This is a genomic window from Cellvibrio sp. ARAG 10.3 (assembly GCF_051846955.1).
In the GTDB taxonomy this organism is placed as follows: Bacteria; Pseudomonadota; Gammaproteobacteria; order Pseudomonadales; family Cellvibrionaceae; genus Cellvibrio.
Window position 1 is genome coordinate 130,038 of sequence record NZ_JBPYCU010000011.1, and the last position, 13,481, is coordinate 143,518.

At 53.0% G+C, this 13,481-nt stretch carries 10 protein-coding genes and 1 riboswitch; of the genes, 3 read left to right on the top strand and 7 right to left on the bottom strand.

Annotation, left to right across the window (positions count from 1 at the left end; genetic code table 11):
* Window positions 1-18: 18 nt before the first annotated feature.
* The gene (gene nhaD, locus ACSV5M_RS14645; RefSeq protein WP_439176984.1) at window positions 19-1,476 is read left to right on the top strand and encodes a sodium:proton antiporter NhaD; all 1,458 of its coding nucleotides are present in this window, start codon (window positions 19-21) and stop codon (window positions 1,474-1,476) included.
* A 141-nt stretch (window positions 1,477-1,617) separates the two neighbouring features.
* Here nhaD and ACSV5M_RS14650 read toward each other — a convergent pair whose 3' ends face one another.
* From ACSV5M_RS14650 to ACSV5M_RS14680, 7 genes are all read right to left on the bottom strand, one after another.
* Entirely contained in the window at window positions 1,618-5,175 is a 3,558-nt protein-coding gene (locus ACSV5M_RS14650; RefSeq protein WP_439176985.1) for a discoidin domain-containing protein, read from the bottom strand.
* Window positions 5,176-5,721: 546 nt separating this feature from the next.
* Window positions 5,722-6,342: a cob(I)yrinic acid a,c-diamide adenosyltransferase gene (cobO, locus tag ACSV5M_RS14655; RefSeq protein WP_439176986.1), complete on the bottom strand. Its 621-nt coding sequence runs from the start codon at window positions 6,340-6,342 to the stop codon at window positions 5,722-5,724.
* Window positions 6,343-6,393: 51 nt separating this feature from the next.
* Window positions 6,394-8,331, bottom strand: coding sequence for a TonB-dependent receptor family protein (locus ACSV5M_RS14660; protein WP_439176987.1), 1,938 nt, complete (start codon window positions 8,329-8,331; stop codon window positions 6,394-6,396).
* 133 nt (window positions 8,332-8,464) lie between these two features.
* Window positions 8,465-8,626, bottom strand: a riboswitch (cobalamin riboswitch).
* 135 nt (window positions 8,627-8,761) lie between these two features.
* Window positions 8,762-9,589 carry an ABC transporter ATP-binding protein gene (locus tag ACSV5M_RS14665; protein WP_439176988.1) on the bottom strand — a complete coding sequence of 276 codons (828 nt, stop codon included), beginning with the start codon at window positions 9,587-9,589 and terminating at the stop codon, window positions 8,762-8,764.
* Window positions 9,590-9,592: 3 nt separating this feature from the next.
* On the bottom strand, window positions 9,593-10,591 hold the full coding sequence (locus ACSV5M_RS14670) for a FecCD family ABC transporter permease (protein WP_439176989.1): 999 nt from the start codon (window positions 10,589-10,591) through the stop codon (window positions 9,593-9,595).
* A 247-nt stretch (window positions 10,592-10,838) separates the two neighbouring features.
* A complete protein-coding gene (locus tag ACSV5M_RS14675; protein WP_439176990.1) occupies window positions 10,839-11,645 on the bottom strand; it encodes an ABC transporter substrate-binding protein in 807 nt (268 codons plus the stop codon).
* Window positions 11,646-11,662: 17 nt separating this feature from the next.
* Complete coding sequence (locus ACSV5M_RS14680; RefSeq protein WP_439176991.1) at window positions 11,663-12,583, bottom strand: ROK family protein; 921 nt, start codon at window positions 12,581-12,583, stop codon at window positions 11,663-11,665.
* Between the two features lie 167 nt (window positions 12,584-12,750).
* On the opposite strand from ACSV5M_RS14680, the gene ACSV5M_RS14685 reads away from it, so the two are divergent.
* Window positions 12,751-13,119, top strand: coding sequence for a PilZ domain-containing protein (locus tag ACSV5M_RS14685; protein ID WP_439176992.1), 369 nt, complete (start codon window positions 12,751-12,753; stop codon window positions 13,117-13,119).
* A 9-nt stretch (window positions 13,120-13,128) separates the two neighbouring features.
* Window positions 13,129-13,476 carry a PilZ domain-containing protein gene (locus ACSV5M_RS14690; RefSeq protein ID WP_439176993.1) on the top strand — a complete coding sequence of 116 codons (348 nt, stop codon included), beginning with the start codon at window positions 13,129-13,131 and terminating at the stop codon, window positions 13,474-13,476.
* The last annotated feature ends 5 nt before the right edge of the window (window positions 13,477-13,481 follow it).

Here is a 13,481-nt window from a genome sequence, read left to right on the forward strand (position 1 = left end):
TTAGATACGGAACGTACCATGCACCACACTGCCCGCAAACTTTCGCTGTCGGTCACAGCGATACTTGCATCCCTGCTTGTCACCCTTAGTCCCCACACCTTCGCCGCCGTCGGCAGCCTTGACCTGACGGTTAGCGGTATCGGTTATTTTTCACTGGTTCTGTTTGTCATTGCCTACCTGCTGGTGATGGGCGAAGAACTGCTCCACCTGCGCAAGTCCAAACCGGTGCTGGTAGCCGCCGGGATTATCTGGATGCTGTTGGGTTGGATTTATACCCAGGAGGGCATGCCTCACGAAGCCGAGCACGCATTCAGGCACACGCTGCTGGAATTTGCCGAACTGATGCTGTTCCTGTTAGTCGCGATGACTTATATCAACGCGATGGAAGAGCGGAATGTTTTTGATGCGCTACGCGCCTGGATGATTCGCAAAGGGTTTAATTACAAGACGCTGTTCTGGCTCACCGGTTTTCTGGCATTTTTTATCTCGCCCATCGCCGACAACCTGACAACCGCTTTGTTGATGTGTGCGGTAATCATGAAAGTGGGTGGCGAAGATAAAAAGTTTATCAATCTCTGCTGCATCAACGTGGTCGTCGCTGCTAACGCCGGCGGTGCCTTCAGTCCCTTTGGTGACATCACCACCTTGATGGTGTGGCAAGCCGGCATTATTCCGTTCCAGGATTTCTTCGCGCTGTTTCTTCCTTCGCTGGTTAACTTCGCTGTGCCGGCCGTGATCATGAGTTTCTTTATCGAAAACAAAAAGCCCGACGCACTGGACGAAGTAGTGGAGATGAAGCGCGGCGCCATGCGCATCCTCGCGCTGTTTTTATTAACCATTGTGACCGCCGTATCTTGCCATACCTTCCTGCACTTGCCACCGGTATTGGGCATGATGACCGGCCTGGGTTACCTGCAATTCTTCGGTTTCTTCCTGCGCAAGACCCTGCCCAGTTCGCTCGCGCGCAAACGCGCCATTGCCGAAAGCCGCGGCGATCAGGCCGCCCTGCGTCGCCTGGGCGATGTTGTGCCTTTTGATGTGTTCAGCAAGATTGCCCGCTCCGAGTGGGACACCCTGTTGTTCTTCTACGGCGTTGTAATGTGCGTGGGCGGCCTGGGCTTTATGGGTTACCTGGCGCTGATGTCAGAAGTGCTCTACACCGGTATGGGTGCAACAGTCACTAATATTATTCTCGGTGTGGTATCCGCCGTGATCGACAACATTCCGGTGATGTTCGCGGTATTGACCATGCATCCGGATATGAGCACGGGCGATTGGCTATTGATTACCCTGACGGCGGGCGTGGGCGGCAGTATGTTGTCCATCGGCTCTGCGGCGGGTGTGGCACTGATGGGCCAGGCGCGCGGCATGTATACCTTTATCGGTCACTTGAAATGGGCGCCGGTGATTGCCCTGGGTTATGCGGCCAGTATCGCTGCCCATCTGTGGATCAATGCCGAGCTGTTTGTAAAATAACGAGATCGTGGGTGTCGGATTACGCCGCGCGTCGCGCGGCTAATTCGACCTACATCAAGCACACCAAACGTAGGTCGGATTAGCCAACGGCGTAATCCGACACAGATTTAACAATAAGCCCCGACGTTAATAACCTCCCGCCTAATTATTCACAATAATCGTAAACTCCGGCGAGTCGTTACGAATATTGACGCCGTTGTTGATCAAGGTGAGATTGTTAAACTCCACCGTACCCAACGCCGGCCCCTGCCCCGCTTCCGGCAGCGGGTTAGCCCAGATACCAAACCCGGAACGGTTGGGGTAAGCCGGATTCGGCAGCGCACCCGAGATGGTGACATTCGTCAGAATCGTATCCTGGAATACATTCTGCGGCTGACCGCCCACATAATTGGTCTGGAACATAATGCCGTGGAAGGTCGGGTCGATAATGTCCAGATCCGTGATGCGAATACCCTGAAAACTTTTCGACGCAGAGAACATCCACAAACCGGGGAAGACCTGGTTATTCCAGAAGGTACCGCCGGAACGGAGGATGGTAATGCCTTCGAAATTGGTGGTGGGATTTGCCTGGAAGCCGGTAAACGGATAACCGAAATCCAGCGAGCTGATCGTCACACCGGAATACACCAGGGTATCTTCCACATGGATATTTCTGAAGGTATTACCCTGCCCGCCGTAAGACGCCAGACCTGCCGCACGCCAGGGCGTCATCGCGGTGAGATTTTCGTACAGATTATTTTGCACAATACCGCCGCCATTATCCGTTGCCGCAAATAATGCAAAGCTGTCGTCACCGGTAGAACGCGCTTCGTTATTTACCACATGGTTACCGCTGCTGCCGTTGGTAAAGTTAATACCATCGGCAAACAAATTGCGCATGCGCGAATTTTTAATGGTGGAGTCGTGCACGCTCGCGCCCCAGAACATACACACCTGGTGTTCCACCCACACGTTGTCGATGGTCATATCCGACACGCCGTTAAAATCAAACACTTTACCCGGCCCGTCGATGCGGCTGGTGTAGTTACCAAAGAAGGCAAAATTCGCAAAGATAGAACCGTTGGCAGAATTCGATACTGCAAAGCCGGCATCGGTATTGGTTTGATTATTCGGTGTTTCAAAACGCGTGTACCAGGGGCCAGCACCGATCACTTGCAGCGGTTTGCCGTATACCTGGAATTTATTCGAGGTTTGATAAGTACCTGCCGGTAAATACACACCCTGTGCACTTCCCATGCGCGCTTGGTCCAACGCATTTTGTACATCCTGATGCGAAAAACCAGTGGGCGTTATAAACGCACCGGGATTTGGATTGGGAATCGGCGCAACCTGTTCGAGGCTGATAAAGTCGATGGCATATTGCGAGGTATTTTGCGCATCTTTTTGCAAACGGATTTTACTGCCCGCCGGAATGGTGCGATCAAACAGGATATTGGCTTCATCATAAATATGACGTGCCGGTCCCGCGCCGGGGCTGTTGCCCGGGTTGGTTTCCGGACCGTAAAGCCAGGCATGCTTGGATGACAGCGTAATGGTATCCTCGAGTTGCCCGTCCACATAAATATTCAGGGTCGCGGTGATACCGCCACCGCCGGGGGCGTCAGGAATAGAGAAACGCGTCACCAGGGTATTGGTATCCGCTTCCGTCGTAAATTCCACATAACTGCCGGTGGAATTCAGGGTGACCGCGCGACGCCCGGATGCTTCGCCGGCAATATCACCGATGGTGCGATTCGGCCCCACAACTTGGGCACCGCCACCAACGTCTGCATCCTCAGCCTGATAAATGTCGTAAGGCATATTGGCACCACGCTGATCGCTGGGACCGGGGTTTTGGCTGTCATCCAGGGTGGTTCCAACCACCGGATCACTTTCCGCTGACTCACCGAATTGATTGTACGCACGCACACGATAGGTGTAGCTGGTGTTTTGCGTTAAACCCGTATCCTGAAACGACGTGGCGGTGACATCGGCAACCACCGTACCATCACGCAAGACTTCATAACCTTGCGCAAGGTCAGCACTGTCCCAGGTGAGATATAGCGTTGCAGACGTGCCTCCAGCCACGGTGACATTTTGTGGCGTCGCAGGCGGTACCGGATCGGGATAACCATAGACTTCAAACTCGGAAATTTGCGCCGCAGGCCAACCGGTGTTGCCGGTTATATTCAAACGCACATAACGCGCAGTGGTTTCGGCAAAGCTGATGGTCACGGTGTTAGCACTGCTCGGATTAAATGTGTAACCCGCACTGCTCACGATGTTATTGAAAGTGGAACCGTTGGCGCTGCCTTGCACAGACAACGTTTGCGTGCGCGTTGCCCAGGCCTGGTCGTTGGGTAACTTCAAGACCACCTGATTGATGTAATGCGTACTGCCCAGATCAACGGTGAGCGTTTGTGGAAACGCATTGCTGTTGCTTTCCCAATAGGTCGCTGCACTTTCATCCACCGCATTGTTCACCGACAGAAAACTTAACGTGCTGCTCGCGGTAACGGTTTTATCCGCCGCCACATTGGTGCCTTCCGGGTCGGGATTATTATTGCTGTCTGTGGTGGCTGACACGCTGTTGCTATTGCCTGAGCTACCTGCTTGATTGAATGCACGTACCGTGTAAGTGTATTCGGTATTTTCTGCTAAGCCGGAATCCTGATACGACGTAGAAGAGGTGCTGGTCAACAAGCTGCCGTTGCGCCAGATTTCATATCCATCCGCATCGCTGACACTGTTCCAGGATAAAGATATTGATGAGCTGGTTGTGCCAGTCACCGCTAAATTTTGGGGCACTGACGGCGCTTCCGGATCGGGGTCAGGATTATTGCCATCGGTATCGAACTCAATCCAGTTCAGGTTAAACAAACCACCGGTGGCTGTACCACTGAACACCAGATATAAATCGTGCACACCATCCACCGACACATTCGCGCTTTCGGTCACCCAGCTTTGCCAGCCGCCGGTGTAGCTCACATCCACTTCACCGATCAGAGAACCGCTGACGCTGTCGAGGCGTAATTCAATAATGCCACCTGCGTGATCACTGGCCACACGTGCATTGACACTGTTAGCGCCGCTGCCGAAGTCGACATCTTCAAACACCAACCAGTCGCCGTCATCGATCCAGCCGACATTGCGACCGCCACCGGTATCGCTGGTGTCTTCGGTCTGGATGCCGCTCATGTTGTTGTACGAGGTGGCTTTGATTTGACTGAACGCATCGCGCGGTTCCGCGCTACCTGCTTCACCGTAGATTTCCACTTCCGATAATTGCGCCGCGGGCCAGCCGGTATTGCCGGTGACATTCAGGCGTAGATAACGCACGTCAGCGCCAGCAAAATTAATCGTCACAGTGTTGCTGTTGTTGGGATCAAACACATAAGCACTGGAACTCACCAGCGTGGCATAACTGGAGCCGTTGGTGCTACCGGCGACCGATAAAGTCTGCGTGCGGCTGCCCCAGTTGTTGGGCAGTTTTAACACCACGCGATTCACATTGCTGGTACTGCCCAGATCAACTGTCAGGGATTGTGGAAAGGCACTGTTCTGGCTTTCCCAGTAACTGCCCTGGTTACCATCGTTGGCGTTGGTGGCGGTGTAGACATCCACCGTGCTGGTGGCGTTGATGGCTTTGCCCGAGGCCAGATTGGTTTGGGCGATGGCGGTGGTGGAGAATAAACAGGGGATGGCTAATACCCCGAGCATTAGGCTGCTTCTTGCAAAGCAGTAGAACCTGTTACGACCGACTGTTTTCATTATGTGATCCTCGCTATTGTTAACTATCTTTTATCACGTCGAATATTATTTTTGGATGCCGCGCCTCACAGCAAAAACACGACGCGGCACACATAGCCGAAGAGCATCGTGAAGCATGACTGCTCCACTTACGGCAGACGGAAAATTGCGATGAAGATGTCCGCTATTCCAAAAAAGATACAGCTGATGCAGTGATGAGAAAAATATGCGCAGTTATTATTTTTTACGCATCGGGAATTATCTTAAGGACTATCGATTGCGCGTGTCTATAGAAAACATGAAAACAATTTAATTTGAAATCGATTTCAATTTTTGAAAACGTTTGCAGACAAGGATTTTTTCGAGGAGGTCACACTTTGGCACAAGGAAATTTCTAATTCGGTCTCCGAAAATAAGAATGACACATTAACTGAAACAGAAAGCGCAGCGCGGTAAACTGCGACAAAAACCAGAAACCATTTCAAAAATCAGCTGGCACCAGATGATTTATAGCTTCTACCATTCAATGCCTTTCTGGGCTTTAACACCTTGATCAAACGCATGCTTGATCGCCTTGACTTCACTCACGGTATCCGCAACATCCACCAGATATTGTTTGGCGCCACGACCGGTGATGATGACATTTTGATTAATAGGACGGTTTTTAATTGCGGCAAGAATTTTTTCTTTATCGAGGTATTTGAAATTCAACATATAGGTCAGTTCATCCAACAACACCAGATGAACCGTTGGATCGCGCAGCACATGCTCGCATTCGGCCCACACTTTTTCAGCGGCCTGGCGATCCAACTCTGCATTTTGGGTTTCCCAGGTAAAGCCGGTGCCCATCACATAATATTCCAGTTGTGGCGCCGCGCCGCGAAAGACACTTTCGGTTAAAAAATTCTTCTCGCCACATTCCCAGGTGCCTTTGATGAATTGCACAATAGCCACTTTATAACCGTGGCCTAAACAACGTAGCGCTGTACCAAAACCGGAACTGCTTTTACCTTTGCCATCGCCGGTTAACACGATCAACACACCGCGTTCCTGATCTGCCTGCGCAATTTTGGCATCGACAATTTCTTTGCGTTGTTGCATGCGCTCTTTGTGGCGTTGGGCTTTGTCAGTGGTCATAGCAGGTCTCCAATAAGTAAAAGTGTCATCATGCCATCCCTGGCATTCATTCTAAAAGCGATAGCTAATGCTTGCCTCGTACTGACGCTCCGGCTGCGGGTATTCGTAATTGCCGGAGTAAGGTGAAAAACCGGCGTAATCCGAGTAGGTTTCATCAGTCAGGTTTTTTACGCGCACGCCCAATTCCAGATCCTGGATTGACCAGAGCAGGTTGGCATTAAACACCGTGATGGACGGCACTTCGCCCTGGGTGTTGGCATCGTCGCCAATGCGATAGCGGGAACCGGTGTAGTTCGCGTCCACGTATGCACTGAGCTGTTGCGTAAAGCTGAACACGATAGCGAGGTTGGCGGTATGTTCTGCCACAAAGGGTACTTGCTTGCCATCAAAACTACCGGAGGTTTGCTCCGCATCGGTAAAGGTGTAGTTGGCACGCAGTCCGAGTTGTGCGCTGAGATCAATATCCGCATCCAGCATCAGGCCGCGCCGTTCGGATTCCGGCAGATTGATATTGGCGCCGTAGGTGCCCGACATCGGGTCGTACATAATTTCATTATCAACGGTCATCTGATAAGCCGTGACGGTTGCATTGGCTGCATTGCCCTGCCAACCCAAACCGGCTTCATAAGATTCGCTGGTTTGTGTTTCGAGGAAATTTACCTCCGGCAACTTAAAACCATTTTCATCCGCATTGGCAAAACGGAAACCTTCCGCGTAGCGGGTAAAGATTCGCCAGGCATTATTGATCTGGTAATTCGCGCCTAACTCGTATGCACTCAGATCATCTTTATGCGTTTTGTTCGCGGTCAGATCAGTATCTTCCACTTCGGAATAGCGCGTACCGGCAGTGACGGCTAATGCGCGCGTTACAGGATAAATAATTTGACCATAATAACCGTCTATATCCTGCTCAATGTTGACGGGCCGATCCGCGATAAGATAGTCCGCCGTTACCTTGTCGTAACCGATGGTAATCACTGCATCCCCCTTAGCGGTGGGTAAGCGTCCGATCAGGCGCGGTGTAATATTTTTTACCCGCATCTCTTGCAAGCTAGGCTCACCGGAACCATAGAACGACAGCGCGTCTTCATCGCGATCAGCGTACTCTGCCAATAATTGCCATTGTTCGGTTAAACTGACTGCGCCACCCACGCGCATGATGTCCGTTTCCTGATTGGCGAAATTATTCGGGCTATTGGTCTGGCGACGATCCTGTTCGACTTCAGCATCGCTCAAAGGGCCCGGCATACGCAGGTCATCATCAATGCGTTGGCCTTCGACAAACACATGGCCACGCGCAAAGTCGTAACGCAGGTTGCCCAGGAAGTTTTCGTAATCCGCCTGGTTGTTATCGCGGTAGTTATCGGCCTGACGTTTTTGTGCAGAGACGTTATAGCTCAAGCCATTGTTGAATCCCTGATTCACTGTGGCGGTATAACTTTCCAGGTTATCGCTGCCCGCCAACACCTGTAGCGAGCCGTGAATTTCGCCGCGCACTGCACGACGGGTGATGATATTGATCACACCGCCCACGGCCTGGTCACCGTACAACACACCGGCACTCCCCTGAACAATTTCAATACGCTCAACATCTTTCAGCGCGATGGTATTTAACGAGGGGCTGGCAAGGCTGGGGTTATTGAGTTTGCGACCATCCACCATCACCAGCGTATTGTTGGAGGCATTGGATGCAAAACCACGCATCGCAACGGTTACACTGCGACCGCCACTGCCGTCGAGATCCTGCAATTGGATGCCCGCTTGCGTGCGTAACACTTCACCGATTTGCGTTGCACCACTCAAGCGAATTTGCTCGCGATCAATCACGGTGATGGTGGTTGCCAGGGGCAATTGCGGGCTTTCGCTCCGCGTGCCGCTGACATAGATTTTTTCGATTTTGGGTTCGTCTACCGCGTGCGCGGTGAGACTGGCAGAGAGTAAAAGGATAGCCGCGCTCAAAGGCGCACGCGAAAAATAAACAGTGGACATATGATTCCCCAATCAGGATAAACAGGCGATTGAGGGAGGGATAAGTGGAAACAATGTGTACAAAACCAGCGATGGTCAACACAGGATTACCACCGATGAAGCCCTCCGCTACATCGTGCGTGTGAGTGGACATGCAAGCAGGTCCAGTGAGGCTGGTATCGGACTCACATCGCGAAGATGTTCACCGTTGCGGGGGCAGTGTCGGGATTGCGCAGATTGCGCGCACCGGCTTCCCATTTACTCTGATCCAGGCCGAATAATGCGGCCATCAGACACCTCGGCGCGCAAGTTACGGGGTTAAAGGGAGGGAGTCAAGCGGCGTATTAATTTGCTTTTTGTCGGGTTACGCCGCGGTGCGGCTAACGCGACCTACAACACGCCGTTCAGTAGCCGTAGGTCGAATTAGGCACACCGTGCTGTAATCCGACAATCACACCAATGAGGTTCGTTGCCGGGGAATAATCACCACCCCGTCATCGCGACAATCGACGTGGGCAGTTATCCCATACACCTCTGCAAGGTTTTGCGGGGTCAACACGGCAATGGGCTCGCCGTCGGCCACCACGCGGCCGTGGTGCAGCAGGATCAAACGCTTGCAGAAACGCGACGCCAGGCTCAGGTCATGCAATGCCGCCATGACTGCACCGCCCTGTTGCGCATGCGCCTGTAACAATTCCATGATCTGCAATTGATGATAGGGATCAAGCGCCGCAATGGGTTCGTCGGCAAGAATCAATGGCGGTTCACCGGCAAACACCCGCGCTAGTAAACAACGCTGCAATTCACCGCCGGATAATTCCGTTACCGGTCGTTCCCGCAGCGCCTGCAAATCCGTAACCTGTAATGCCTGCTCAATAGCGGTGTGATCTCGCGTACTTTTATTGCCCATTGGTTTATGCCAGGGGGAGCGACCCAAGCCGACCAGATGCTCAACCGTTAACGGCCAGGCCGGCCTTTCCTGTTGCGGCAAATACCCTAAAAAACGTGCACGAATTTGCGCAGCAATCCCGGCAATATTTTTTTTGTTGTCCTGCGGTAACTGCAAAGTTACCTGCCCCTGCTGCGCCGCTAACAAACCACTCAACACACGCAGCAACGAACTTTTACCGGCACCGTTAGGGCCGATTAGCCCGACAAACTCACCGCTGGATAATTGCAGATCAATGCCTTGCAAGATGGGATTCGACTTGAATTGCAGGTGAAGATTCTCAGCGCGTAACTGACAAAAATTCTGGTTGGGGTTCTCTGCCCTTAACATGATCTATACCCACCGACTGCGCGTTTTTAAGATCAATAACAAAAAGAATGGCCCACCCAGTAGCGATGTCACCACGCCCAATTTTAATTCCCGCGCGATATCCAATTGCCGCACCAGGATATCCGCCAACAGCACCAACAAAGCACCGCCCAACGCACTGGCCACCAACAAACGACCCGGCCGATACCCCACCAGCGGACGCAACAAATGCGGCACCACCAAACCCACAAAACCGATACTGCCGCTCACCGCCACACAAGCGCCCACACACAACGCCAAACCCAACAACAAAATGCCCCGCTCACGCTGCGTGTGAAACCCCAGGGAACGCGCACTGTCCTCACCCAGACTCAAGGCATCCAGATAGCGGCTGCGACTTAACAATAATAACCAACCCAATAAAATAAACGGCAAGGCCACCGTCACATGATTCATATTGCGATTTGCCAACGAGCCCATCATCCAGAACACAATCTCCTGCATTGCAAACAAACTCGGCGCAAAATTTAATGCAACCGCAATCAACGCCCCCGCCATCGCATTAATCGCCACACCCGCCAGAATCAACGCCAACAAACTGCTATGTAAACCCGCCAAGATATACACCAACAACAAGGCCACCAACGCCCCGGTGATCGACGCCACGGGCAACCAATACCACGCCCCCGCCGCCACACCAAAATACAACACCAACACCGCCCCCAACGCCGCACCACTCGACACGCCAAGAATGCCCGGCTCCGCCAGCGGATTCCGCAACAACCCCTGCATCGCCGCCCCCGCCATTCCCAAGGTCGCGCCCACCAGCACCGCCAACAACACCCGCGGCAACCGAATATCCCACACCACCACCTCCGCCAGGCTGCGCTCATCCACCCACAAATCCCGCCACGCCTGCCACACCGATATCTCTGCCATACCAACATGCAAAGCAAACACGCTGCTGATAAACAATAGAGAAATGAGAGAAATAATTAACACACTAAAATTTATTGAACGCACAAAAAACACCAGAGACAAAAGGTTTAATTATCTCGCGCTAAAAAACCTAATAAAAATTAGTTAACCGCGAAAATGGTGGGAAGGGGTTACGGATAGGTTTGTGGGACCATCACCGGCATGGATGCCGGTGTTGAGCCCCCACGGACGGGTTCACGGCGTGTCCCACAACCCTATCCGTAATCCCCAACGTCAGGATGTATTCACGCGTTTTCAGAAGCGCCCGCCACCTCGGCCGCTCCCTAAAAAATCACCGCTCAACCCGCAAAGCCCGCAACACATCCACCACCACCGGCGCACTACACACCGACAACGCCGCCGGCAACTCAATCACCCGACTACTCCGCTTCAACGCCGGATGCTCCAGATACTCCCGCGCCACCGAAAACGCCTGCACATAACCACCTTCCACAATCAACACATCCGGCTGCGCCACCACCAACTGCTCCAGATCCATCTGCGCAAAACTCACAATCCCCCGCTCCGCCGCCAGGTTGCGAAAACCGGCGCGCATCAACAATTCATGTTCCAGCGTATCACTGCCTGCTACCACGCCATTAGGCGAATACCAGATCGCCGACGTCTTATTCACCTGCGCCGGTTGCGCATCCAATGCGGCCAGTTGCGCACGCAATTCATTCACCATCTGCGCCGCTTGCGTTTGTGCACCGACCAGAGCGCCGACGCTTTCAATATGCGTGATGATGTCGTCCAGCGTGCGCGGCAACGCAATGCGCTCCACGGGATAACCAAAACGCTGCAACAAGGTCACCGCATCCCCCGCGCCGAATTCGCCAGCGATAATTAAATCCGGCTGCAAGGGAATCAACTCTTCTGCCAAACCATGATTGATATGCAAACCATCAAGTTGATCCACCACCGTCGACAATTGTGGATTCGCCGATAAATACGTGACGGAGGCGATACGCTGCTTCGGCACCCAGGCCAACAGCAATTGATCGAGACATAGATTTAACGAGGCAATACGTTGCGGCGCGGCGTGACTCACCAAGGGCACGCACAACACAACACTGAGAAGAAAACGTAACAATATCAAAGGGTAGTTAACCGGAATCACAAAGGGTTTAGCCAGGCGGCGCCGCGCACACCGCTGGAGTCGCCGTGCACCGCTTGCACAATCGGCGTGTCGCATTCACCACCGAACACATAGCGCGGCAATAAGGTCGGCACGGTTGAATAAATCTGCGCGATATTGGATGCACCGCCACCAAGGACAATCACATCCGGGTCCAGCACATTGATGACCGCCGCCAGGCCGCGCGCCAATGCATCCAGATAATCCTCCAGGGTTTTGATGGCCGCATTGTTGCCGTCAGCAGCTCGCGCGACAATCTCGTGGCCGGTAAGTTTTTCGCCGGTCAGGCGTTGATAGGTCAAACACAGCCCGGTGCCGGATAAAAAGGTTTCCTGGCAACCGGTTTTGCCGCAATAACAAGGCCGCGCCTGTAACTCGGTGGGCGATGTCCAGGGCAAGGGGTTGTGACCCCATTCGCCAGCCACACCGTTGGGCCCCACTATGGGCTCACCGCGCCAGGCCAGTCCGGCACCACAGCCAGTGCCCAAAATGCCGGCAAATACCAGATCATACCCCTTGCCCGCGCCATCGGTGGCCTCTGACACGGCCAGGCAGTTGGCATCATTGGTGACTTTCACATCACGCTGCAAGTGACGCGATAAATCCTGCTGCAGCGGTTTGCCGTTGATCCAGGTGGAGTTCGCATTTTTCACCAGGCCGCTCTTACGTGAGATGGTGCCGGGAATGCCCACGCCCACCGGCAAATTGCCCACGCCAGCGGCGGCTTCCGCCTCGGCTACCAGCCCTGCGATCGCGGCTAGCGTAGCTGCATAATCGTCGCGCACCGTGGGGATGCGGGTCCGAAACAGCTCGCCATTTGCGCCGCTGAGCAGGATGACCTCAGTTTTGGTGCCCCCCAGATCAATACCAATACGCAGTTGTGCCGCTGTTTCCGCCATAAATGAACCTTTTCGTTGTCCGGGACCGGTGAAGATGCGCGATTATAGGTTTGCCATCCGTAAGCGCGCAAACCGGCCGGTGGCCAACAGCCATAAAAGGTCTACACTAAAGACAGTCTGCGCCAGGTGCAGAATGGGATGTAACAGCGTTGAGGTATTGACAGGTCATGACAGAACACCGCGAAAGACGTCGTTTCAGCCGTGTGAATTTTTCCACGCCAATCACCTTGGTACAGGGCGATCAACAATGGCAGGGTAAATTACTGGATATTTCACTCAAAGGCGTGCTTGTCGAGCTGCCAGCGGCGGCTGATTACGACCCACAGGCATCGCTGACCGCCAGCATCCCCCTTTCCGATCAGGCCAGTATCAACATGGTGGTTCAGCCCGCTCACCAGGAGGATCATTTGCTTGGAGTGGAGTGTATATCCATTGATATGGATAGCATTGGACATCTGCGTCGCTTGATTGAATTAAATCTTGATGACCCCACTGCTACCGAACGCGAACTGACGGAATTGATTGCCACTCTTTGAGACCCTGCCATGACCGACAATAATAATGTTGACCGTCGTAATCAACCGCGTTTTCCCATGCGTGCTTATGCTCAGTTAGCCTATTCCAGTAAGCAGTGGGAGGTTCACATTCTTGATATGTCCATGACCGGTGCGCGCATCGCCTTATTAGGTGAACACCTGTTTCGCGCGGGCGACCACATCAAGTTATTTATCGACAGCGAAGAAATTGGTTTGCATGATGCTGAGAAAAAAAATCTCAACCTGCATGGACAAATTGTGCACGTGCGCGATCACATCCTCGGCATTGAACAGCAACCCACCACGGAAAAAGATAAAGAACTCCTGGTGCTGTTGCTGGCGCATACCGACGAATAATTCTA